The sequence below is a fragment of the Ohtaekwangia kribbensis genome, from assembly GCF_042676245.1.
GTDB lineage: Bacteria > Bacteroidota > Bacteroidia > Cytophagales > Cyclobacteriaceae > Ohtaekwangia > Ohtaekwangia kribbensis.
Genome location: NZ_JBHTKA010000007.1, coordinates 543,657 through 567,868, shown reverse-complemented (window position 1 = coordinate 567,868; position 24,212 = coordinate 543,657). Strand labels below are relative to the sequence as shown.

The 24,212-nt window shown below is 45.4% G+C and carries 17 protein-coding genes; 7 read left to right on the top strand and 10 right to left on the bottom strand.

What is annotated here, in order from left to right:
• Nucleotides 1-32 precede the first annotated feature (32 nt).
• Nucleotides 33-797 carry a sensor histidine kinase gene (locus tag ACFQ21_RS17600; protein ID WP_377580593.1) on the top strand — a complete coding sequence of 255 codons (765 nt, stop codon included), beginning with the start codon at nt 33-35 and terminating at the stop codon, nt 795-797.
• A complete protein-coding gene (locus tag ACFQ21_RS17595; RefSeq protein WP_377580592.1) occupies nt 763-1,482 on the top strand; it encodes a LytR/AlgR family response regulator transcription factor in 720 nt (239 codons plus the stop codon). Before ACFQ21_RS17600 ends, ACFQ21_RS17595 begins: the two co-directional genes overlap by 35 nt.
• A 111-nt stretch (nt 1,483-1,593) precedes the next feature.
• Here the strand turns inward: ACFQ21_RS17595 and ACFQ21_RS17590 are convergent, their stop codons facing one another.
• The 7 genes from ACFQ21_RS17590 to ACFQ21_RS17560 all read right to left on the bottom strand — a co-directional run bounded on the left by ACFQ21_RS17590 (nt 1,594) and on the right by ACFQ21_RS17560 (nt 13,256).
• Nucleotides 1,594-3,192, bottom strand: coding sequence for a RagB/SusD family nutrient uptake outer membrane protein (locus ACFQ21_RS17590; RefSeq protein ID WP_377580591.1), 1,599 nt, complete (start codon nt 3,190-3,192; stop codon nt 1,594-1,596).
• A gap of 11 nt (nt 3,193-3,203) precedes the next feature.
• Nucleotides 3,204-6,176 (bottom strand): SusC/RagA family TonB-linked outer membrane protein, encoded by a 2,973-nt coding sequence (locus ACFQ21_RS17585; protein ID WP_377580590.1) that lies wholly within the window; start codon nt 6,174-6,176, stop codon nt 3,204-3,206.
• Nucleotides 6,177-6,635: 459 nt separating this feature from the next.
• On the bottom strand, nt 6,636-7,925 hold the full coding sequence (locus ACFQ21_RS17580; RefSeq protein ID WP_377582042.1) for an NAD(P)/FAD-dependent oxidoreductase: 1,290 nt from the start codon (nt 7,923-7,925) through the stop codon (nt 6,636-6,638).
• A 5-nt stretch (nt 7,926-7,930) separates the two neighbouring features.
• The gene (locus ACFQ21_RS17575) at nt 7,931-8,932 is read right to left on the bottom strand and encodes a 4-hydroxyproline epimerase (RefSeq protein WP_377580589.1); all 1,002 of its coding nucleotides are present in this window, start codon (nt 8,930-8,932) and stop codon (nt 7,931-7,933) included.
• On the bottom strand, nt 8,929-10,419 hold the full coding sequence (locus ACFQ21_RS17570) for an aldehyde dehydrogenase (NADP(+)) (RefSeq protein WP_377580588.1): 1,491 nt from the start codon (nt 10,417-10,419) through the stop codon (nt 8,929-8,931). Before ACFQ21_RS17570 ends, ACFQ21_RS17575 begins: the two co-directional genes overlap by 4 nt.
• A 17-nt stretch (nt 10,420-10,436) precedes the next feature.
• Complete coding sequence (locus ACFQ21_RS17565; RefSeq protein WP_377582040.1) at nt 10,437-11,372, bottom strand: dihydrodipicolinate synthase family protein; 936 nt, start codon at nt 11,370-11,372, stop codon at nt 10,437-10,439.
• Between the two features lie 330 nt (nt 11,373-11,702).
• On the bottom strand, nt 11,703-13,256 hold the full coding sequence (locus tag ACFQ21_RS17560) for an APC family permease (RefSeq protein ID WP_377580587.1): 1,554 nt from the start codon (nt 13,254-13,256) through the stop codon (nt 11,703-11,705).
• A 52-nt stretch (nt 13,257-13,308) separates the two neighbouring features.
• Between ACFQ21_RS17560 and ACFQ21_RS17555 the strand changes: the two genes are divergently transcribed.
• A complete protein-coding gene (locus ACFQ21_RS17555) occupies nt 13,309-13,788 on the top strand; it encodes a GNAT family N-acetyltransferase (RefSeq protein ID WP_377580586.1) in 480 nt (159 codons plus the stop codon).
• A 130-nt stretch (nt 13,789-13,918) separates the two neighbouring features.
• Here the strand turns inward: ACFQ21_RS17555 and ACFQ21_RS17550 are convergent, their stop codons facing one another.
• The 3 genes from ACFQ21_RS17550 to ACFQ21_RS17540 all read right to left on the bottom strand — a co-directional run bounded on the left by ACFQ21_RS17550 (nt 13,919) and on the right by ACFQ21_RS17540 (nt 19,342).
• The gene (locus ACFQ21_RS17550; protein ID WP_377580585.1) at nt 13,919-15,280 is read right to left on the bottom strand and encodes a RagB/SusD family nutrient uptake outer membrane protein; all 1,362 of its coding nucleotides are present in this window, start codon (nt 15,278-15,280) and stop codon (nt 13,919-13,921) included.
• 12 nt (nt 15,281-15,292) lie between these two features.
• Nucleotides 15,293-18,313, bottom strand: a complete 3,021-nt coding sequence (locus ACFQ21_RS17545; RefSeq protein WP_377580584.1) for a SusC/RagA family TonB-linked outer membrane protein — start codon at nt 18,311-18,313, stop codon at nt 15,293-15,295.
• 384 nt (nt 18,314-18,697) lie between these two features.
• A complete protein-coding gene (locus ACFQ21_RS17540; RefSeq protein WP_377580583.1) occupies nt 18,698-19,342 on the bottom strand; it encodes a LuxR C-terminal-related transcriptional regulator in 645 nt (214 codons plus the stop codon).
• Nucleotides 19,343-19,660: 318 nt separating this feature from the next.
• On the opposite strand from ACFQ21_RS17540, the gene ACFQ21_RS17535 reads away from it, so the two are divergent.
• The 4 genes from ACFQ21_RS17535 to ACFQ21_RS17520 all read left to right on the top strand — a co-directional run bounded on the left by ACFQ21_RS17535 (nt 19,661) and on the right by ACFQ21_RS17520 (nt 24,139).
• Complete coding sequence (locus ACFQ21_RS17535) at nt 19,661-21,109, top strand: hypothetical protein (RefSeq protein WP_377580582.1); 1,449 nt, start codon at nt 19,661-19,663, stop codon at nt 21,107-21,109.
• A gap of 67 nt (nt 21,110-21,176) precedes the next feature.
• Entirely contained in the window at nt 21,177-22,286 is a 1,110-nt protein-coding gene (locus ACFQ21_RS17530) for a sensor histidine kinase (protein ID WP_377580581.1), read from the top strand.
• Between the two features lie 4 nt (nt 22,287-22,290).
• The gene (locus tag ACFQ21_RS17525) at nt 22,291-23,361 is read left to right on the top strand and encodes a histidine kinase (protein WP_377580580.1); all 1,071 of its coding nucleotides are present in this window, start codon (nt 22,291-22,293) and stop codon (nt 23,359-23,361) included.
• Nucleotide 23,362: 1 nt separating this feature from the next.
• Nucleotides 23,363-24,139, top strand: a complete 777-nt coding sequence (locus ACFQ21_RS17520) for a LytR/AlgR family response regulator transcription factor (RefSeq protein WP_377580579.1) — start codon at nt 23,363-23,365, stop codon at nt 24,137-24,139.
• Nucleotides 24,140-24,212: the final 73 nt, after the last annotated feature.

Genomic DNA, 24,212 nt, shown 5'->3' with positions numbered 1-24,212 from the left:
TTGATCTGAAACTGTTACCTTTGAGAAATATTATGAAGCAGGACATTGTGTTTATCATGCTCATCGTAGCGATCGTTATTATCGCGGTGCTTGTTGCCGTGATCGGGTACCTGCTGATGCGCTTTCGCAGCGCTGAGCAAAACAAGAATATAATTCAAACCAAGTTCACGGAACTGGAGAATAAAGTGGACAGTCTGCAACTGGAATCGCTGGAATCGAGACTTAACCCGCACCTGTTTAAAAATGTACTCAACTCGATTCAGTCGCACGCATACCAGACTTATTTTGCATTGGACAAGTTGGCGAACGTACTGGACTATATATTGTACGAAGCCCGTAATCGCTTTGTAACGCCACAGGAAGAAATTGAATTTGCATTGAACCTGATCGAGATCAACAAGATCAAAGTAAGTCCGCTGTTTGAGCTGAAAGTAAAATCGAAAATTGATGAAGAAGACCCGCTCTTTACACAACGCCTGCTGGCTCCGCTCATTTCCATCGACCTGATCGAGAATGCTTTTAAACATGCCGACCTGCAAAGTGCTGATGCTTTTATATCGATCGTCTTTGAATTCAAAGACAGTACTTTTTCATTAACGGTTTCCAACAAGATATCAGGTAAAGCTCCATTGCGAAAAGAGAAGAGCGGTATTGGTGCGGAAACGTTGGAGCAACGACTCAAACTCATTTATAAAAATCATTACCGGCTCGATCGGTTTACCGAAGAAGATGTTTTTATTGCACACCTAAAGATCAATTTACTTGAACACAAAGCTCAGATGCTTACTGCTCGATGATGAACTGCCGGGACTCACTTATCTGAAAATGTTATGTGAGCAATTGCCGGAGCTGGAAGTAGTAAAGGCATTTAACAGCCCGGATATATTTCTGAAGGAAGTTCCGAATCTTGATTTTGATCTCTGCATTCTCGACATCGAAATGCCTGCGATGAATGGCTTGCACGTTGCTAATCTATTACAAGGTAAACCTGTAATTTTTGTAACAGCCTATAAAGAGTTTGCCGCAGAGGCATTTGATCTGGATGCCATTGACTATGTACGCAAGCCTGTAAAGAAAGAACGTCTGCAACAGGCTATACAAAAGGCGGTCAGTCGCATCAGTAAATCTTCGTCTGCCAAAAACTTTGTTCAGCTGAATACGGATAAAGGTAAAGCATTGCTGTTCTTCGACCAGGTAGGCTATATTAAAACTTCCGACTCCGACAGTCGTGATAAAACGGTACAGCTACTGGACGGAACCATTCTTACATTGAAGAATATATCTTTCGAGAAACTACTTGAAGTACTTCCCTCCGATCAGTTTTCACGCGTTAATAAAAAAGAACTGGTTGCTATAAAGTCTGTTCACTTCTTCTCGCACGATGAAATCACTACCAGCATTCCGCAGCCTTCCGGGAAACCGTTGGTGCTTACGCTGAGTGAATCGTATCGGCAGGAGTTTATCGGGAAAGTGCGAGTTTAAAGTGTTTGCGTGTTTACGTGGGTACGTGTGTAAGTAGATGCGCTAAAAAAATAAAATGCCTGGCTTGAGTATATATACTTTTAAGCCAGGCATTTATCTTTTTATAGTTTATTAGTATCCGGGGTTGTGTGAGAGGTTGGGGTTGGCATCGAGTGCTGACTGTGGTATATCAAATATAGCCCGATGGTCTCCGTTCGGAATGTGCGAAAGCCATGACTTGCTTGTAAATACACCGAAGCGAATCAGGTCTTGCCGGCGATGAAATTCGGCAGCAAACTCGTAGCCCAATTCATCCAGGAATCTTCCATACTGTATATCGGCACCGCCTTCGGTTGTAAGCATCACGCCATTTTTGTAAGTGCCATAGTTATACTTACTGCCTTGCTGCAACTCCGAACCGGTTACTTCTGCTTTGTCGGGGGCTGCTACAAAAGCGCGTGCGCGTAGCTCGGTAACAATGGCTGCTGCTGCATCGGCCTGACCTTTTCGCAATAGACACTCCGCCTTGATCATCAGGGCATCTGCATAACGGAAGAATGGTACATCGTTACTAATTGCCGTGCCGGCAACGCCACGTTCAATTTCAAATTTACCGATGCGATATCCTTCATATTCCTGTGTCTCATCGATGTGACCAATCTGTTTGGTATAATTGAGCTGAACATCCTCAAGTGCAGGATCAAATATATTGTAGATCGGACTTCCATCACTGGCAAACTGCGGTCCGCGTATCCATATATTCAAGCGGCTGTCGTCTTCATCGTAGGTATCTATAAACTGCGGTATAGCACAGCTTCCACCCCACGGTTGTGAACCCAGTTCGTAGGTAGCTCCGCTGGACGGATGCAATGTCTTCCACGGATAATGGAACCAACCTGAACGTGTAGCATCAAATACAATGGAGAATATCTGTTCTCCCGAGCTTTCATTTTCTACAACAAAGTTAGAGTGGTAATTAGACTCGAGTGTAAAACCTCCGTTTGCCTCGATATCTTCCACCTGTTCAAGCGCTTCATCCCACATGGTTTCACCTATATACACTTCGGCATTGAGGTATATTTTGGCCAGTACCATGCGTGCCGCCCAGTGATTCATTTTGCCATAAACTTTTTCTTTACTGAGTATGGGCATCACTTCCAGCAGCTCTGTCTCAACAAAATCAAACACTTCGGCACGGGTGCTCTGCTCCGGTACAAAGTTTGTTTTTGTTACATCGTCTTCCGTTACGATCGGTACATTTCCAAAATTATCCAGCAACAGGTAATAATAGAAAGCACGTAAAGCGCGCAGCTCTGCCACAAGCCCTTCTACGTTAGCCATATTTTTATAGGTGCCGATGGAAGTATTTAGAATGTTCAGTGCACCATATACCCGGTTCCATAACGATGCGGGTTGTGATTGAAATGAGTTCCAGGTGTGCATGTGCAACGCGCGATATGTGCCACCATCCACCCAGCCATTCGGGCGTGCCGGTGTTACAATAACATCCGAGCATTCTTCCTGCAAATCAAAGTAACCATGCCATCCGAACATCACGTTGGTGAGACTGGTGTATACCGGTGCTGTAAGTGCCTGGAGTATTTCCGGTGAATTGCCGAGATCATCCTGTGTCAGAACATCGTGCGGAGTTTCATCCAGGTCTGTACAGGAACAAACCATGCTCAGAAATACAAAGGATGCTATATATATATTTCGATTGATTGCTTTCATACACTATATAATTAAAATGTAAGGTTAACACCGAGTGTAAAGGTGCGTGTGGTTGGATATTTATCACGATCATCGTTACCGGGCGCAAGCCCCAAACGTGTTACTTCCGGATCAATGCCTTTGTAGCCGGTAATCGTAGCCAGGTTGGAACCGGATATATATACTCTTGCCTTGCGGAACGCTTTGCTATTGGAAGGATTGAAGTTATACCCGAGCGTTACGTTGTCAATCTTCCAGAAGTCGCCATCTTCGATATAGTAACTCACGTACGACTGCGGACTTGCAAGTGTAAGTCCATCGATCTTATCGTATGCGCTGTTCAGTTTGTTGTATACGATCGTTGGATTCTCATAGAACATGCGTTGGAAATTTAGGATCTGGTAATCAAAAGCACCACGCATCGTTATACTCATGTCGAAGTTTCCATAGCGCAGGTAATTATTCCAGGCGAGATACCACTGTGGTAATCCGTTACCCAGTATCTGCCGATCATCTTCCGTTACATCTTCAATGGACTTGATCTCACCGTTCGCTCCTTCCACCAGCCACTTTCCTTCTCCGGCATTGTCAGGGTCTTCTTCCAGGCCTACACTTTTATAGCCGAAGAAGCTTCCTATAGCTTTGCCTTCCTGAATTTTGTGAGTAGATAACTGGATCGGATCTCCGGTATAGCCTGCATAGAAGAAATCGTTCTCAACTTTAAATTTATCATTCGACAAAGAGGTGAGTTTATTTTTGTTGAGTGAGTAGTTGAAGTTTGTGCTCCACTCAAACTTGCCGCTCTGTACTGGTATAATATTCAAAGCAATTTCAACACCTCGATTCGTCATCGTTGCTGCGTTGGCACGTGTTGTGCCTACGAGGTTTGGAGGCACGGGTACCGGGTAATCGAATACAAGGTCTTCGAGTGTACGATCGTAATAATCAATGGTACCCGATACACGATTCTGCAATAAGCTGAAATCCAGACCGAAGTTATACTCTATATTAGTCTCCCAACCGAGATCAGGGTTTGGATTCGCTACGGGCTGAAGTATACTTACCCAGTCTTTACCATTAAAGTAAAATTGAGAAGAACTATAGGCATAACGTGTCAGCGATGCGTATGGATCTGTGGATATAGAGCCGGTGCGTCCGTAGCCTACACGTAGCTTCAACATGTTGATCACGGCAACATCACTCAGGAAAGCTTCATTGCTGATGGTCCAGCCAGCGGATATAGATGGGAATAATCCCCATTTGTTGTCGGCACCAAAGCGTGATGAGCCCTCGTAGCGTAAGCTGGCAAGTAAATTATACTTGTCGTTGAATCCATATCCTACACGACCAAAGAACCCGATCAACTTCCAATCGGCTTTATAGCTGTCAACACCCGATCCTGAAAGACCTTGTCTCAAAGCACGACCTTGTTCAATGCTATGATACGAGAAGTTATCGGTAGGAAAATCAAAGTTGGAAATGGATGAAGCTGTATTGGCATAGTCGATATAGCTATAGCCGAGCAAGCCGGTAATACGGTGAAGACCGATTGTCTTCGTATAGTCGGCAGTAAGATCGAGATAGTTTTCGACAACAGCGCTATTCTCGATATAGGCAACACCATTCTTGCTATCGCGAACGTTGGATATATGTTTCTTTGTCTGATACGTGCCAGTCTCATTACTCCATTGGTGTTGTGAACCTACTATTTTCAGTTCAAGGTTATCCACCGGGAAATAACTCACGGAACCGGTTAACCATGTCCACTGTGATTTGTTATCGTAGATCTGCTCTTTAATAAGTGCCAGCGGATTTTCATACTGAAACTGTGCAGGTTCTTCTGACCAGTTGCCATCAGCTTCCTTTACACTGGATGTAGGATTACGGATCAGGGCCTGTCGGTATGTCCAACCATTGAAACCTCCATATTTCTGCAAGCCCTTCAATACATTCACATTCATTTTCAATTTATCGGCAATGAGATATTGCGTAACGTCCATGCGAAGTTTGAACTCTTCGTTATCAGAAGCGAGGAACATACCATCTGCAAGCTGGTAACTTGCATTCACAGCGTATTGTGTACGTTCGGTTCCACTGCGAAGCGAAATGTTGTGAAAATGATTTATAGGCGCTCGTGAAATTTCGTCCAGCCAGTCCGTTGAGGAACCTTTATCATAAGCGCCATCGATCAGCCCCTCACCTATGCGCGCTCTTACGTCCGAGGCATTCATGAATTTAGCCTTGCGGTTAAAACGTTCTGTTGCTACATAACCGGAGTATTCTATCGTAGGTTGAAGTCCGGCTTTTGCTTTTTTGGTTGTGATGAGGATAACACCATTCTTACCGCGTGTACCATATATAGCGGAAGCCGATGCATCTTTCAGTACATCTATACTCTCGATATCGTTGGGAGAAATGGAATTCATATCACCTGGATATCCGTCAACGAGTACCAATGGAGAAGACGATCCGTATATCGAAGTGATACCACGGAGCAATATCTCGGTGCCGGCATCCGGATCTCCGGACGATGTACTCAGGGTAAGCCCGGCTACTTTACCGCGGAGCAATTCGCCAGCATTGCGCACGGCACCGGGAACAAATTCATCGGGCTTTACCTGTGCCACCGCGGTTGTTACATCCTGCTTGCGTTGCGTTCCGTACCCGATAACAACAACTTCCTGCAATGATGCTATATCCGGTGTCAGCTTTACATCAACCTGCGACTGACTCCCGACCGTAATCTCTTCGGTGTTATAGCCCACAAAGCTTACTACCAGTACAGCCTCCGGCCCGGGAACGCTAATTGAAAATCTACCATTGGAATCAGTAGTCGTTCCTGTAGTCGTACCCTTCAAAACAACGTTGACTCCGGGCATTCCTTCATCTGCTTCCGACAGCACAGTACCGCGTACTGTTTGCTGTGCAAAAACATTATTCGCGGCTGTCAGCAACACTATATATAGTGTCAACCGGAATACTTGTTTCGTAAAAGTTTCCTTCATAGGGGATGATATTTAGTGTTAGTATTTTTATATATCCAAATTATTAAATGTACACCCCACACTTTTCCGGAATATTAACTGATGCTAATAGGATATTATCCAACTACAAAACGAATATATAGTATATATCGAAATCGAGTATCAGGCTATATACAGAACGACTAATCAGCGTTCTAAAAAAAATATAAACAGACATGGGCTATACCCTGTAAAGAGAACAACAGGGCGCACTTTCAGAAGCAAGGTATATATGCAAGCCTATACCCCTCCGGAAATTATTTTATGACAGAATAGAAATATGTATAACGAATATAAAACACGACATCTTCAAACACTTATCCGATATTATCTGAAAGTAATATTATTTTGATGGGTTGTAGCAACATCCTTCGTCACAAACACACGGCCATAAAAAAAAGGCCGGATATCCGGCCTATATTTCATTCTGCATTAATATCGTTACTGATACCTTTCGGGATTAAAAGGCGCCAGCGGTATATCCGTGGATTCGTTGTTTACAAGCGAGGCTACAAGTTTACCGGTGCCAGGCGCGAGGCTTAGTCCCATCATGGAATGACCTGTGGCGATGATCAGGTTTTTGTACTTCGTTGAACGTCCGATATAGGGCAGACCGTCCGGTGAGCACGGACGCAGGCCGCGCCAGATCGCTCCTTCCTGCGGCATGGCTACATTCATCTCCGGATAGTATGCAGGTATCGTGTTAACAATTCCTTTCACACGATTCATATTAATGCTGCGGTCTATACCGTTGATCTCCATTGTGCCACCGAAGCGCAATGATTTACCCATCGGGGTAACAGCTACACGACCCTCCAGCAAAATAGAAGGTATGCGTATGTTTTTCGCAACATTGTCCAATGTAAAGCTATATCCCTTACCTCCCTGCAAAGGCAGGTCAAGTCCTAATGCAGAACTGAATATACCTGACCACGCCCCGGTTGCTACAATATACTCGTCAAACGTTTTATCTTCCTGTGCGGTATGCAGACTCTTAATGGCCGTGCCATTCAGTGAAAAGTTTGTTATCGGTGTATGGGTATGAAACGTTACGTTATTTCTTTTCAGGTATGCAATGAGATTTTTCACCAGCAATTGCGGAGTAAGGTGCGCATCACCCGGAAAATATACTCCGCCCCGCACGGTAACGTTTACATCGGGTTCCAGTTTCTGTACATCTGCCGGTGAGAGTATATGTGCTTCAATACCATTTTTATTGGCAATGTATGCTGTTTCTGCTTCTTCGTGCTCCGTTTCTTTGGTTTGGTATAGCATGATCAGACCGCGTTCCTGGTAATCGAAATCAAACGGGTTGTCTTTTACCATTTGCTGGTACATCGCTTTACTGAGCAGACTTATATCCTTCAACGCTGGTATAGCGCGTTCTACATGTTCGTTCGTGGCGTGTTTATAAAACTGCCATCCCCATCGTATAAGTTTCCCGTTGAGACGAGGCTTCACATAAAACGGACTTTGTGCGTTGAACATCCAGCGAATGCCTTTCGATATCATTCCCGGTGCCGCGAGCGGAATGATGTGGCTGGGCACGATCATGCCTGCGTTACCCGAAGAACAATTGTCCGTGAGATCGCCCTGGTCAAATATAGTTACGTTGTGTCCTGCCTGCCGCAGATAGTAGGCTGTGCTGAGTCCGATGATTCCGCCTCCTATGATGGCAACGTTTTTCATGTGTTGACGTGTTGGTGTGTTAAGGTGTTGATGTTGGTGGATATATACTATATTACCTGGAAGCCGTGTGCGTAGGGATCTTCTTCATCGTCTATGATGATAGTGTTATAGCCGGTTACTACGGCCCAGCCTTCTATGCTGGGAATGATAGCCGTTTTATCGTGCAGCTGTGTTTCTTCTTCTACACGGCCTATAAATTTAGAACCGATAATACTTTCATGTACGAAGGGTTCACCTTGTTTCAATTTTCCTTTGGCGTGCCATTGCGCGAGGCGTGCCGAAGTTCCGGTGCCGCATGGAGAGCGGTCAATCGCTTTATCTCCATAGAACACTGCATTGCGTGCCGTTGAGGCAGGATCGATGGGTTTACCGGCCCAGAGTATATGGCTGCATCCGTTAATCGTTGGATCATCCGGATGGACAAAGGTATATTTCGCATTAATGTTCTTACGCAACGTGCGACTCCAGGCAACCAGTTGATCAGCCTTGAAATGTTCAAGGCCCGGAAAGTTTTTCTGAACGTCCACGATCGCATAAAAATTACCGCCATAGGAAACGTCTAATGTGAGCTCACCGAGATCAGGACATTCCGCAGATATATTCTCTGCCGCCAGGTATGCTTTCACATTCCGGATCTTCACAGACTTTACTTTTTTACCTTCCTGTTTATACGTGATGGTAATAATACCGGCTGGTACTTCGAGTCGCAATGTTCCGGGTGTCTTTGGGGTTATCAGTCCTTCTTCTATCGCGATGGTTACCGTGCCGATGGTACCATGACCACACATGGGTAAACATCCACTCGTTTCAATGAACAATACGCCCATATCATTTTGCGGATCGGATGGCGGATATAGTATACTTCCACTCATCATATCGTGTCCGCGCGGTTCGAACATCAGCCCCTTACGAATCCAGTCATACTCGCGTAAGAAATGCTGACGCTTCTCGCTCATGTTTTTACCTTCCAGTATAGGACCACCACCCGCTACCAGTCTCACGGGATTACCACAGGTGTGTGCATCGATGCAAAAAAAAGTCTTCCTCAAGCTTGTTGCAGATTAAAAGTTTCCACTGCGTTGCGTGTCCACGTTCCGTTTACACAACGCAAAATATTCAGTTCATTATTATTTTTCAGTTGAGGCGGCAGAAACTGCTCCGGAAAATCCTGGTAGCATACCGGTCTCACAAACCTATAGATAGCATCCGTACCGACCGAAGTAAAGCGACTGTCGGTTGAAGCCGGGAAAGGTCCGCCATGCTGCATGGCTTTCGTTACTTCTACACCCGTAGGCACTCCATTGAATATCAACCGGCCACAACGTACGTGCAGCGAATCAATACATGCTTTATACTCCGGCAGTTCTTCGGGCGATCCAAATACAGTAGCCGTAAGCTGGCCTTGAAGCGATTCAATCACCTGTCTCAATTCCGTTTCGTCTTCACATTTAACAATCAGTGAATACGGGCCGAATACTTCTTCTTTCAAAACCGTGCTGGCTATAAAATCACGTGCGTTTACCAAAGCCAGTGCCGGTGCCCCCAGCCTCTCCGTTGCTTCAACTTTTGCTTCCGTCAGACGCATAACGCCTTTCTGTTTCAGCGCCTCGGCTCTTTTGTGTTTATAGTTTGCAGCTATACCGGTATGCAACATATTGCCCGGTACTGCCTGTGCCACTTCTACAGAAAGTTTATGCAGGAAAGAAGCAAAGCCCTCGGTGTCCACCGCGATTAGCAGGCCGGGGTTGGTACAAAATTGTCCTACGCCCAACACGACTGATGCAGCGAGTGTAGCCGGTAAATTTTTGTTATCGCGTATAGCACCCGGTAACAACACCACGGGATTTATACTTCCCATCTCGGCAAAAACAGGTATAGGTTCTTCCCGTTGATTCGCCAAGTCAAAAAGCGCTTTACCCCCGGTAAACGACCCGGTAAATGCTACAGCTTTTGTAAGCGGATGTTTTACCAGTTGCTGTCCGGCTTCTATACTCGTGTCAGTAACTTCCTGAAATATATCTTCTCCCAAGCCACAATGTTTCAAGGCAGCGCGAATGGCACCGGCAACCACTGTTGATGTTTTCGGATGAGCCGGGTGACTCTTCACCACAACGGTACAGCCAGACGCCAGCGCTGATGCCGTATCACCACCGGCTGTTGAGAACGCCAGCGGAAAATTACTCGCACCAAAAACAATAACAGGTCCTACCGGGAATAACATCTTCCGAAGATCCGGTTTGGGGGCGGGCTTTCGTTCGGGATCGCCCGTATCAATGGTAGCTTGTACCCAATCACCGGCTTCGAGTAATTTTGCAAAGGCACGAAGTTGATTCGTGGTTCGTCCTCTTTCGTTTTTGAGTCGCGCTTCGGGCAGGCAGGTCTCTTCTCCCGCGATGGTAATCAACTCATCGCCCCGTTGATCGATCTGCTCGGCTATAGCATACAACAACTCCGCGCGCTTCTGAGGCGACACGGTTCTATATACCTGGAAGGCTTTGTCAGCCCGCTTCAATACCTCATCACTTCTTTCAGTCATCACACTCTATATATCGTTTATACTTGTACAACTTTTTCTTTTTTGTTCAGATTAAGATAGTCAGGAAGCAGAGGGCGGTTCTTTATACCATCGCGAATTACCTTTAATACTTCTTCGCGTTCATTACCAACAAGTGTTAATCGCGGAGCCCGCACGGTTTCGGTTCCTATACCGGCTTCGGCTTCGGCCAGTTTGATATACTGCACCAGTTTCGCAAAGGTGTCCAATTCCAGCAGTGGCATGAACCAGCGGTTGATCTCGATCGCTTCCTTGATGCGCCCGGCTTTTACAAGACGATATATAGCAACGGTCTCTGCCGGGAAAGCACACACCAATCCGGCAACCCAGCCTTTGGCGCCCATCACCAAACTTTCCATAGCCAGTGTATCAACACCACTCATAATGCTGAAGCGATCACCAAAGCGGCTGATCATACGCGTAACATTTACTACATCGCGTGTCGATTCTTTTACGGCATCTATATTTTTGCAAGCCGTCAGCTCTTCAAACATGTCGAGCGTTACCTCTACTTTATAGTCTACCGGGTTGTTATAGATCATGATCTGCAGATCAGTTGCATCAGCGATTGTCTTAAAGTACGTAACGGTTTCGCGGTGATCGGATTTATAGCGCATCGGTGGCAACATCATCAAACCACTCAGTCCTGCTTTTGCGGCAGACTCAGCAATCTTGACAGCTTCACGTGTGGAGCCTTCTGCTATATTCAGCACCACCGGCACTTTACCTTCTACTTTCTGCAGGGTATATTTCAGTAAATCGGTTTTCTCTTCATTGGTAAGTACACTTGATTCTCCCAGCGTTCCCCCGATGATGATACCGTCCACACCTGCTGCAAGTTGCACGTCTATATTTTTTCCAAATGCATCAAAGTCAAGCGTATCGTTCTTGCTAAATTTTGTCGTAACGGCTGGAAAAACTCCTTCCCATGTAATCTTCATAAGATAATCTGTTTAGTTTTCAACGGTACAAATCTATCAGGATGCAGAAGCTAACCTTTTGCTCCGATTAGCAGGTAGTAATACTATATTAACATCGGACAATATATTCAATTATCCAATTAAAAACGTATTTTTTACACTTACGGAATGAGGACAATCGTTATCCGTTAATCGTTAATGGTTATCCGTAAAATAAAATCCATGACGCAAAGGCCACGGAGAATCATAGAAATCACAAAGTTTGATAAAAGGAAATATACTCGTTATTGAACAACGTAACTATACATCACCCACTAATAACGATTAACTGCTAACGATTCACGGTTAACCATTAACCGCTAAGGATTCATCACGCTTTCCCTTCAAAATGAAATAGTACACGGGGATACCCAACAGGATAATGGCAAGTCCCGGAAGGGTATACCTGGTTTCGAAGATTAGCAGCAGTATGGCCAGTGCAGATGCGACTACGATATATATAGCGGGAAGTACCGGGTAACCGAAGGCTTTATACGGACGAGGAATGTCTGGCCGGGTTTTACGGAGTACATATATACCGATGATGGTAAACACATAAAAAATCAGCACGCCAAAAATTACCAGCGCCAGTAAATCGTTATACTTACCGGTGAGACACAGTACGGATGCCCAGATGCATTGCAACCACAAGCTATAGCCTGGCACTTCGTATTTATTCAGAACACCTGCACGCGCAAAGAATAGATTATCTTTTGCCATGGTATAGTACACGCGGGCTCCGGCCAGAATGAGACCGTTGTTGCAGCCAAAGGTAGAGATCATGATCATAACGGCAATGATGATGGTACCTGCCGGACCAAATATATACTCAGCCGCCACTACTCCTACCCGATCGCTTTTAGCAAACGCTATCCCTTCGAGGGGTATCACTGCTAAGTACATGATGTTCGTCAACACATAGATTACAGTTACCAGTAAAGTGCCGAGCACCAGGCTGAGCCCTATATTTCGTTTTGGGTTCTTCACTTCACCGGCAATAAATGTGATGTTATGCCAGGAGTCGCTGGAGAACAACGATCCTTTCATAGCAATCGCGATGGCACCGAAGAATGCAAGTCCGGATAATGCAGCGGGCACAACGTTGCCATTCCCGGTGGTAAGCGATGAAGCTGTCCAGGCATTTTGCCAGTTCAGCGTCCACGTTTCCGATGAAGCGCCCCAGAGAAAACCGAATACAATCAGTCCTGTTAAGGAGGCAATCTTGATGAGTGTAAGAAAGGTTTGAATGAACGCACCGTTCTTTACACCTCTGCTGTTGATATAAGTGAGCAACACAATTACGGCAATGGATATAAGCTGCGATGCCTTGAGTTGAAACTCCCCGACAGACAAGAGTATATTTTCTTCGCCCACCGCGGGTAGCAGGTAGGAAGTAAATTTGGCAAAGGCCACACCTACGGCTGCAATGGTTCCGGTTTGTATAATGGTAAAGAATGTCCAGCCGTATAAGAAACCTGTAAGCGGTCCGAATGCTTCGCGCAGGTATACATACATGCCACCGGCCTTCGGATACATGGCTGAAAGTTCTCCATAACTTACCGCGGCTATAATGGTAATGACACCTGCGAGCACCCACATGGCAACCAGGTATCCGGCACCCCCCACGCTGCGTGTAATCTCGGAACTCACGATAAATATACCGGAACCGATCATCGATCCGGCTACAATCATGGTAGCATCCAGCAATCCCAAATGTGGTTTGAATTCCTGCTTGGTTTCGTCAGTCATGGAAGAAAAAAGGTTTACGGTAAAGGCTATCTGTACAAAATTAACCGTGCCGGTATGCGCGATAGGACTTGAATTACCCTCCTCTAATACAATCTTGTCCAGCGGCTGCATTGGGTTCGCGTCAGAACCGTTTGTATCTTGGCATTCTTAACAAAGATTGAAAATGATTCGTGTTGTACAGAAAGAAGATTTTGATTTCATCTATGCGCTATATATGCACCCGGAGGTAAATCCGTTTCTGTTATATGAGTTCATGGAAGCATCGGCATTCGTGCCGGAGTTCAATCAGCTGCAGGAACGAAATGTCCTCTATATATTCGGGCATGAGCAAAAAGATGCAGGCATGTTCAAGCTGATTCCCTATACACACCGGAGCGATCATATCGCATACCTCGGTGGCCTGGCTATACACCCGGACCATCGCGGCAAAGGACTTGGCCTGAAAATGATGGAAGAAATTATAGCGCTAGGCAAAACCAAAAATCTGCTGCGCATTGAACTAAGCACGGCTGTAGACAACGCCAGGGCTATACGTCTGTATGAACAGGTTGGTTTTGAACGGGAAGGTGTGCTGAGGAAGTATACGCATCTGAAGAAAGAGAAGATCTTCCTGGATGAATTGATGATGAGCTACCTTTATTGAGAGCTGCGAGCTTTGAGCCGTGAGTTACGAGTAGTGAGTGTTGCGGGTTCGGCTTTCGTGGCGGGAAGAAGAGATATACTTCTTCCCGCGTTGAAAGTTTTTTATACTACATCAGAATGATAGCTTGCTGTCAGTAGCCATCGTTCTGCTCCATGTTGGGATTGGCGTTGACTTCTGATTGTGGAATCGGGAAAGGCAACAACAATGAGCCGTAAGCAATCTCATCACCACTGAATGTCTGGCGTGAATCTACTTTGAGTATAGCTTTCTCATTTCGCATCAGATCGAAAAAGCGATGACCTTCGAGGGCCAGTTCTTTTCTTCTCTCGGTCAATACGTTTTCAACGGTTGCGTCTTCGTATAACGATGCTCCGCGTTTTGCCGGAATCATGTTCAACACTTCCAGTGCATTGCCTGCCCCGGTCTGTGCCAGCGCCTCGGCATAGTTGAGAATAACTTCTGCATAACGGATCACACGGATGTTGGCCGTCAGGTTCGGATATTTACCCGTCATGCGGATTTTACCAGTGCTTTCATTGTATGTATATAGTTCTTTCCGAACATCTGTCTCCTCGTAGGCATCGTACAGGTCGGTAGTCACTTCGATATCGCCATAGTTCGCGCCCTGGTATATATTGTAGATCGCATCGTTGGACAGGTTATCGGTAGATGTAAAGGCCAGTTCGAAAACTGATGTAGTGCCACCGGAACCGCTCCACACCGTTGTATAGTTGTCTACATCGGCCAGGCTATACGCACCGGATTCTATGACACGCTCAGCCGCTTCAATCACGGCCGTATAGTTTTTCGTATACAGGTAATACCGGCTCTGCAATGCAGCTACCCCCAGCGTTGTAATACGCGTAGGCGAATCGTTATCATAGTCAGATGACATTTTTGCCTCAGCCTCTTCGAGATCTGCTCCTATATTCGTCCATACTTCATCAATGGTTAAACGAGTCGGATATAGTTCTCCACTGTTATATACGGTGATATAGGGAACCCCCAGTGTACCCCCGGAATACTGCTCACCATACAAGCGGAGTAGATCCATGTGTGCCAGGGCGCGTATAGCATACGCTTCGCCTTTCAGGTGTTGTACTTCGGCACTCTCATTATCTTCAACTTCTGTATTGATAACAATATTGGCATTGGCAATAACGCGGTAAATCTGAAGCCAGGTATCAGACGGATAGGCATCGGTGGCATTTAGGAAAAATTGTCCCGGACCAACAAACCTTCCGGAGTTACCATTGCTAAAGGCGTTGTCGGAACGAACTTCTGCATACACCACATAGTCTCTCCCCAGGTAGGTTGATGCGTTCATCCGATCGTACGCACCGAGTATGATACCATCCAGGTCTTCGGCTGTATTCACGTTGGTCTCAACATCTTTGGACGTAGTTACTTCGGGCTCCAGAAAATCCTTGGAACACGAAGCCAGCAAAGTCATTCCAAGAAATATATAGATTGAAAATTTAAATGTCTTCATACGGGATATAGTTTAAAAGTCAAGCTTGATACCGAGTACAACAGATTTCAACGGAGGTGCTGTCAGATCAAGTTCACCATCCGGTTTCACTTCCGGGTCAAACTCAAGATTGCTGTCGGATACGTGTGTCCAGAGATTGGTGCCACGTACATAGATGCCGAGGTTGCTCAGCTTAAATGCAGAAATGAGACTCTTCGGAAAGTTGTAACCGATCGTAACATCGCGCAGGCGCATGAAGTCGCCATCGTATAAACGTCTGGTAGATGCTGCGTTGGAGTTGGATGTATTGCCGTATACGTTCTTCGGGTTCTCGGATATATCTCCGGCCTGCTGCCAGCGATCGTACTGACGGGCATAGGCGTTGTACGTAAATGTATAGCGGCCGTCAGACTGTGTATAGCCTGCCCACTGGTCATAGACTTTGTTTCCCCCGGAGAAATAGAGTGAACCGCTCAGGTATATACCTTTATACTCCACGTATGTATTTACCGCACCGTATAGTGTAGCCAGCGCACTGGCGTTTTGTGTAACGGCTGTAGCTTTGCTATAGGTTGATGTTGTCTCACCGCTGTGACCATTCACATACCAGAGCGGAGCACCTGTAGTCGGGTCTACTCCAGCCCATGTTTTCAGGTTCCAGGTATAGGCTGCTTCGCCTTCGGTTACGATCTGCGTCGTGCCCACTATACCAATCTCATCACCATCGGAAGTCTTCGGCAATTTGGTTACTTCATTGTTCAGCGAGGTAATGTTACCGCCTACTGTCCATTTGAAGGATTGTGTTTTGATCACATCTACATTGATGGAAGCTTCTATACCTTTGTTCACCATCTCGCCTACGTTCTGGTACTGGCTTGTAAAACCGGTTGTGCGAGACAACGGTACGTCTAACAGGAGATCGTAGCTGGTGCGGTTGAAATATTCTACAGTCGCTGTAATTCTGCCGAAGAGTTCTGCATCCACACCTAGATTCCAGGAATTACTTTTCTCCCAGGAGAGTTGATCGTTACCGAGCTGATCCGGGTATACCGCTGCCGAGCCACCATAAGAACCATCGTACGTGAGAAATGATTGATACTCGTTCAGATCAATTGCTGCGTTACCCGTTCTTCCGTATGATCCGCGAAGCTTTGCGAGGTTCAGCCAGCTTATACCGGAAAGAAATACTTCACGCGATAACACCCACGATGCACCCAATGAATAGAAAGTACCCCAGCGATTGCCCGGAGCAAAACGTGAATTACCTTCACCACGCAACGTAGCGTCTACAAATATCCTGTCGCTGAAAGCATAGTTTACCATACCGGTAATGGAATTGATCGCCCAGTCATTTTCATAACCGGAAGCAAAATCGGGTGTTGCTACGGATGACGGATAGTATAAACCATCCGCAGCGATCGCTATACCGCCGGTGCCAATCGTATAGTATTTATTCTTTTGTGCTTCATATATAGCCTTGAAAGCAAGTTTACTTTGCGAACCGATCTCAATACTATAGTCGAGCATGTTCTTCCATACCCAGTTGAAATTACGGTTCATATAAGCATAGGAAGCACCATCATTGCCATCATCGTCTACATCTACACCATCACCGTGTATACGGTTATCATAATATAATTCGTCTGTTACGATATAGTCTATACCGAGCGATGATGTAAACCGTAAACGATCGGTGATATCAAACTTCAACACGGTGTTGTTCATCGCGCGCACCTGGCGCTTGCGGTTAATGTCGTTTGCTGCTATATATAGCGGGTTGAATACGGAGCTGGAAAGATCAGTGTTGATCGTACCATCATCATTGTACGCTTTATCCCACGGCGACAAAAAGAGTTTACCGAGCTCGGAGTTACCGAAGTATGCAGCACCTTCAAGCTGTCCATTCTGCAATGAGTAAGCACCGGTGGTGGCATTCTCCAGCGATATCTTCTTGCCGAGCGCTGTCGTTACATTGAATTTACCGGTGATGCGTTTATAGTTACTGCCTACGTTCACACCATCCTGTTTGAAGTATCCTACGGATGAGTAATAATTCGAACGATCATTACCTCCGCGTACCGATATATCATAGCTTGCTGTCTTGGCGTCATCATTTGTCAGCACATCTCCCCAATTGGTATCTGTTACGCCATCCCAACTGCTGGGATACTCGGTTTTCGCTTCGTCAATTGAAGAGGCATAGCCTGCGTTCACCAATGACTCATAATATAGTTCATCACGCTGTGCCGCGTTCAGCATCTTCGGTCCTTCTACCGCACGTGAAACAAAACCGGTTTGTGCCGAGAATGAGACAAGCGGTTTACCGGCTTTACCTTTTTTAGTGGTGATGATGATTACACCGTTCGCACCGCGCGCACCATATATAGCCGTGGCCGTTGCATCTTTCAATACTGACATACTTTCGATATCGTTGGGATTCAGTGACGACAATACACTCAACCCGCTGGTCGATGTGGATACATCGTTCTCCCCGGTATATACCGGTATACCATCAATTACATAGAGTGGTTCGTTCCCAGCCGTGATGGAGCTTCTTCCGCGAATACGTATATTCTGAACCGAACCCGGAGTACCGGATGAAGCACTCAGCTGCAAGCCGGGAACACTTCCCTGCAACACCTGGTCTACCGTAGCCACCGGGCGATTTTCAATTTTATCCGCTCCCACTGCGGTGATCGATCCGGTATAGGAGTTCTTATCACGTTCACCGGCACCGGTAATGATAACTTCGGTTAACTGGTTGATATCGGTCTGCATTTTCAGATCGACATATACCTGGTTTCCCAATTCAACTTCCGCTGTCTTCAATCCTATAAATGAAAACACCAGTGTACCGGCTGGTCCCTTCACTTCAATCGAGAAGTTTCCATCGGAGTCTGTTACCGTCCCTTCCGTAGTTCCCTTCAGTAAAACGTTTACTCCGGGCAGCGCGCTTCCGTCTTCTGCCGAAGTAACTTTTCCTGAAACAGTCCTGTTCTGCGCCAGACCAATCGCAGGCAGCACCATAACGAATGCATAAAGTAGATACTTCATCCTTGTTAGATTTAGGTTAATGTTATGCCCTAAAAGTGCGGAAGTATACCTGCGCAGTAAATAACCTGATATACCGATTTTAAGAGAGGGAGCCTACCGACTTCTCGGTATTGTTACGGTAGCCCTGGTGTTGTAACATCTTACAGGCAGCATAATGGGTCTGTTCGATTCGTTCCCGCCTCTACAAACCGGTGCTATAGATCACAAAAACCGTAATCGTTTTAGTTTATCATTTAACCTTTACGAGGAGAAGGAGATATTGTTTATGACAGCTACCATTCAAAAAAAGTAGCAGGTGAAGTGTCGGGGGAGTTACACTCGTTGCCTATGAACCAATCGCTCTATGTTTACACCTGCCGTACGGGGAACTATATATACTCTTAACTAATCAACACCAACGGAAACCAGTTTATCATTCAAAGCCTTGCGTACAGCTTCTGACTTTGAATTGACATTGAGTTTCTTATATATATTCCGGATGTGTGTTTTGGATGTCTCAATCGCGATGTTCAATTCGAGCGCTATTTCCGAATACGTTTTGCCGCGCGTGATCAGTCTCAACACATCGGTTTCCCTCGAAGAAAGGGGTGTATACGGATTGAGATGAAAGAACTCCAGCACGGTTTTGGCAACAGCCGGGCTGAGCACAGCACCTCCGTTTACAACACATTCGAGTGAACGAATGAAATCCGTAAGCGGTACATCTTTCAATATATACCCGCTGATGCCGAGACTGAGCACTTCGTTGATCACCTGTGCCGAATCTATATCGGTGAACACGACAATTTCTGCGGGGTATTTACTTTTCAGGGTGCGTATACCTTCCACTCCGTGCATGTCCGATATGGTGATGTCCATAATAACCAGGTTAGGACAATCGCGGTGGATCTGGCGGATCGCATCACCATAAAATTTATAGGCATTTACCATGGAGTAATTACCGCTGTGTTCAATCATAAAGCTCAACCCCTCGCGTAGCCTGTCATCTTCTTCGATCAGCACGATTCTCTTCTTCAATTTTCCAATCATAGGTTTATTCAGATGTTTTTATCCAAGATATAGTACCTGAAAGATGACTACGAATTTAATAGACAAAGTCACCTAAAATAGTTACTACCGGTACCTTTCCCGGGATAAAAAATATACCTCTATAAAGCGGCATAAATCACTCTGAATCAGCGGAATCGTTTTCAATTATTTCACTATCGAGGTCTATATGCTATCGGCAACCGAACCGTTTTATACGGTTCACTACACCCGTTCTACACTTCATTACAATACTCTTTTTATGTGTGAATCTTATCACCATTCTTGTACCGTTGATAGCATAAAAAAACAAAACTCGATATGAAATACACGGCACGCACCCTGATGAGCATTGCTTTCCTGATATTGATCCTCGTGGAGTCCGCATTGGGCCAGAACGAATCAGTATCAACCAATACATCTGTTGAAATCAATAACAACAAGGCCCGTTACCGGTATTCAACTTCTTCCAACGGAACCGAGTTCAACATCGAACTGCGTGGAAAAATTGAAGTTACCGATGATGACCGCGATATAAAATCCATTTCAGACGATGGTTATCTTGAGATCAGCAAAACAGTTTTCGGAAGCAAGCGCACGGTAAAAATTGAATCGCTGGGTGGCGGGAAAATGAAAAAAGAATACTATGAAGGACGTACGCTTTCTTCATGGGAAAACGGCAAGGCATGGCTCGGAGAAATTCTTCAGGAAGTAGTACGCTCCACCGGTATATCTGCCGAAAGTCGTTTGAACCGTATCTATAAACAAGGTGGCACGGCGGCTGTATTAGCCGAAATTAACAGACTTGAGAATGATGCTGTCCGCATTCAGTATGCGAATCTACTGATGAAAAAAACACTGCAGCCCGGTGAGTATGTAACGGTTCTTAAATCCATCACTGACAAAGTAGATTCCGATCATTACAAAACTGAATTTCTGAAAACGAACATCGCCAAGTTTTTACAGACGAAAGAAAGTACTACCGCTGTATTTGCTGCAACGAATGGCATAGAGTCTGATCACTATAAAACAGATGTGATCAAGGAAGCACTAAAGGAATCATCTGCAACTCCTGAAAATATAGGAGTAATTCTGCAATCGGCAGCACGCATGGAATCCGATCACTATATAACGGAAGTATTGCTGTCATTACTAAAGGCACCCTCCTTTACGGATGCAACACTTGCAGAATTGATTAACGCCACGCGCTCCATAGAATCTGATCATTACAAAACCCAGGTGCTTACCAAGGCTTTGGATAAACCTGGCATATCGAAAGCTTCTTACCAACGTTTAGTGGAAACGGTAAAAGATATAGAGTCTGACCATTACCTCACACAAGTGATCAATCATTTAATGCGCGCGAAGCTTACACCGGAAATTCTTACGGCCACATTCTCTATTATCTCCACGATCGAATCTGATCATTACCGCTCAGACGTTTTAATTAACCTGCTGCAAAAGCAAGGTCTTAATGACAACCAGTTTACCGGTGTGCTGAACCTGGTGGGCTCTATCGGAAGTGATCACTATAAATCTCAGGTATTGATTCGTGCAGCATCTTCGGCCTCGCTCAGCGAAAGCCAGCTCATACAACTTATCCAACTTACCAAGCGCATTGAGTCCGATCATTACGCAACGGACGTGTTAACGAATGTCGCCCCGAAGGTAAAAGCCGGAGGCACTCCTCTTAAGGATGCTTACCGCGATGCAGCGAAATCTATAGAATCAGAAACGTACTATGGCAGAGCAGTTCGTGCCATCGACTGAACCGCTGAAGTATAAATCATTTCAAAACTGATGCGCAATTCTTATTTTACAGGTGCGTTGCAATACCATGAACTCAACCGCTTATTATACCCGTATGCGTGATGTGCTGCGCCAGGTGCTGGTGGTGATGCTTTTGCCCGCCTTTGCCTCGTTCATGATCTATGGCTACCTGCACTTCAGTGAAACGGCTCAATTCCCGGATATACATACAGACATCGTGGGTATACTCTTCAGTATATTTACCGGAGGTATAGCCGGAGTGAGCCTGCTCTATAGCAACCGGAAGCTGGACCGTGTTATTCCCTGGAGCAACCACTTTGCTGCGCGGTTGCTCACAGGCTATATTTCCAACGCTGTACTCGCTGCTATACTCGTTTTTGGTATGGCCAACGTACTGATGGCATTGGCAGGTCCTGACAGTATATGGCTTGGGTTTTCCGCCAAGGATGACGACCTCGTTTTGAAAACAATTATACTGCTGCTAACGGTTATGTTTATTTATAACATTGTATATGCACTGTTATTTTCATACCAGCATTATGCCGTGGCACAGATTGAAAATTTACAGCGCGACCGGAGACAACTTGAATTGCAGTTCGAAGCGTTGAAGAGTCAGATCAGTCCACACTATTTATTCAACAGTCTGAATACAATTTCCTCTCTCCTCTTCAAGGATCTTCCATCGGCAGAACAGTTCATTCGCAGACTCGCGCAAACATACCAGTTTATACTCAACACCCAGCATAAACGCTATGTTACCTTGCAGGAGGAAGTGGACTTTGTACAATCGTATTATTATTTACTGCGCATCCGCTTTCAGCAACAATTGCACGTGGAGATAAACCTGCCTTCGGGTATCATGAAGAGTAAAATTCCTCCGCTGACATTACAGATGCTGGTTGAGAATGCCGTGAAGCATAACCCGATCCAGAACGACAAGAAACTTTTTATCTATATCACGGCACATGATAATTCGTACCTGCGTGTAATGAACACCAAAACCGGTATATACGATCACGTGACTTCGTTCCGCGTGGGACTCGAAAATATTCAGAAGCGGTATCAATTGTTTACTGATCGTAAAATCGAAGTACGTGATGATGATAAGTTCAGTGTATCATTGCCGCTTATCCTGACTACTGAAAAAAATGAGCATCTCTATTTAAAGCAGGCATAGGCGTATGAACAACAAGCGTTATACCAAGCAATACTTTGTTAACCATCCTGTGTTTCGCATTGTGGCCCCGGTGGTGTATGGTGTGCTGATCTATTTACTCGTGCTGATGATCAACAACACTGTAGCGCAGGTAAATGAATTATTTCGCAGTGAAGAGGTATATGTATTCATTGTCCTCACCTTTGTAGCGTTCGAGAGCTCGCGGCTCATTATCAAATTGCTGGGTAAATATACCCGGTATGCCCAGGGACGGCTCCATATACCGGTGCAGGTAATTGCTACTACGATTGTATCGGTTGGCCTGGTGATGACCGCATTGAGCCTCTACTTCCGGTATGCGATCGGGTTTAGTATGAGTGATACGCAGGCGTTCATCTTCCTCATCATCTTTACGGTTACCGTTATACTGTACAACATTCTATACCTGAGCCATTATTACTTGCAGAAAGAAAACACACTGAAGATACAGGCCGAAATACAGCAACGTGAAATCCTGGAAATGGAGATGACCGAGTTTCAACAAGACATCAACCCGGATTTACTTTATGAAAGCCTGGAGAACCTGATCGGTATTATGTATCGCGATGTCGATAAAGCAGAAGACTATATTGATTCGCTTGCCAGTGCTTATCGCTATGTGCTTGCCAACCGTCACCAGGAGTTAGTGCCTGTAACAGCCGAACTGGATGCAGGTAAGAACCTGATCCGTATTCTGAATGAAAAATACTTTGGACAACTTCGCTTTGAGACATCACTTGAAGAAACAGATGCCGATGCGCGACTCATTCCGGGTTCGCTTCCTATTGTTCTTGAAAGTATTATCCGGAACAGCATCATTACCCGGTTCGAACCATTCATTATACATTGCTACCGCGAAGATGATTACCTTGTGATCCAGAATAAATTAAACGACCGCCTGATTCAGTATGAAGGAGGTAAAGTTGCTTTTAACCGCTTGCAAAAATCGTATGCCTTGTACAGCGACCTGCCGTTGATACAGGTAAAGGCATACCAGGAAAGTTATACCAAACTGCCGGTGTTAAAAGTAGAAGAAGCCATCGCTATAAATAAGTAACATGAAGGTTGTTATCATTGAAGATGAAATTCCGGCAGCGGAAAAGCTGGAGCGGTACCTGCACAAATACAATGCATCCATTCAGATAATGGCACACCTTGACTCGGTGCAACGCTCTGTAGCGTGGCTACAACAAAATCAGGATACGATCGATCTTATTTTTATGGACATTCAGCTAACGGATGGACTAAGCTTCCAGATCTTTCAACAGGTGCAGGTGCGTAAGCCGGTAATTTTCACGACAGCGTATAACGAGTTTGCCCTGGATGCTTTTAAAGTAAACAGTATCGATTACCTGTTGAAACCGGTTACGTTCACAGATCTCTCTGCGAGTCTTCATAAACTGCAGGTGCTGCGTGAGCAATTCACATTGCATACCGATCAGTCTCAACGTGTGCAGCAAGCTTTCAGTACTTCGCAGCATCATGTATACAAGAACCGCTTTATGGTAAAGGTGGGCGAACATATACGCTCTGTTACTACTGACCAGATTGTAGTGCTCTATGCCGAAGGCCGCGATGTATACCTGGTGACAACGGGGGGGAAAAAATTCATTATCGATTATACTCTCGAGTCGTTGGAAGATGTACTGGACCCGCGCGCGTTCTTTCGCATCAACCGTACGTTCATTGTAAACATCAACGCGATTAAAGATGTACTGGTATACTCCAACAGCCGACTAAAAATTACGTTGCTACAGGAATTTGACAAGGAGATTATTGTGAGTCGTGAGAAAGTACAGGACTTCAAGACCTGGTTCGATGGTGCCGCGGTATAGATCACCCGATCATGTGATCTATATTAGATCATAATCCCTGAACTTTACGTGTTTTTAACCGTAAGTATTACGC

What these genes read in the sequence shown, in the direction of transcription:
- ACFQ21_RS17540 (WP_377580583.1), bottom strand. Translation starts at nt 19,342, where the DNA reads ATGATTGGAAAATTGAAGAAGAGAATCGTGCTGATCGAAGAAGATGAC.
- ACFQ21_RS17590 (WP_377580591.1), bottom strand. Translation starts at nt 3,192, where the DNA reads ATGAAAGCAATCAATCGAAATATATATATAGCATCCTTTGTATTTCTG.
- ACFQ21_RS17535 (WP_377580582.1), top strand. Translation starts at nt 19,661, where the DNA reads ATGAAATACACGGCACGCACCCTGATGAGCATTGCTTTCCTGATATTG.
- ACFQ21_RS17545 (WP_377580584.1), bottom strand. Translation starts at nt 18,313, where the DNA reads ATGAAGTATCTACTTTATGCATTCGTTATGGTGCTGCCTGCGATTGGT.
- ACFQ21_RS17585 (WP_377580590.1), bottom strand. Translation starts at nt 6,176, where the DNA reads ATGAAGGAAACTTTTACGAAACAAGTATTCCGGTTGACACTATATATA.
- ACFQ21_RS17600 (WP_377580593.1), top strand. Translation starts at nt 33, where the DNA reads ATGAAGCAGGACATTGTGTTTATCATGCTCATCGTAGCGATCGTTATT.
- ACFQ21_RS17560 (WP_377580587.1), bottom strand. Translation starts at nt 13,256, where the DNA reads ATGCAGCCGCTGGACAAGATTGTATTAGAGGAGGGTAATTCAAGTCCT.
- ACFQ21_RS17555 (WP_377580586.1), top strand. Translation starts at nt 13,309, where the DNA reads ATGATTCGTGTTGTACAGAAAGAAGATTTTGATTTCATCTATGCGCTA.
- ACFQ21_RS17570 (WP_377580588.1), bottom strand. Translation starts at nt 10,419, where the DNA reads ATGACTGAAAGAAGTGATGAGGTATTGAAGCGGGCTGACAAAGCCTTC.
- ACFQ21_RS17530 (WP_377580581.1), top strand. Translation starts at nt 21,177, where the DNA reads ATGAACTCAACCGCTTATTATACCCGTATGCGTGATGTGCTGCGCCAG.
- ACFQ21_RS17520 (WP_377580579.1), top strand. Translation starts at nt 23,363, where the DNA reads ATGAAGGTTGTTATCATTGAAGATGAAATTCCGGCAGCGGAAAAGCTG.
- ACFQ21_RS17550 (WP_377580585.1), bottom strand. Translation starts at nt 15,280, where the DNA reads ATGAAGACATTTAAATTTTCAATCTATATATTTCTTGGAATGACTTTG.
- ACFQ21_RS17525 (WP_377580580.1), top strand. Translation starts at nt 22,291, where the DNA reads ATGAACAACAAGCGTTATACCAAGCAATACTTTGTTAACCATCCTGTG.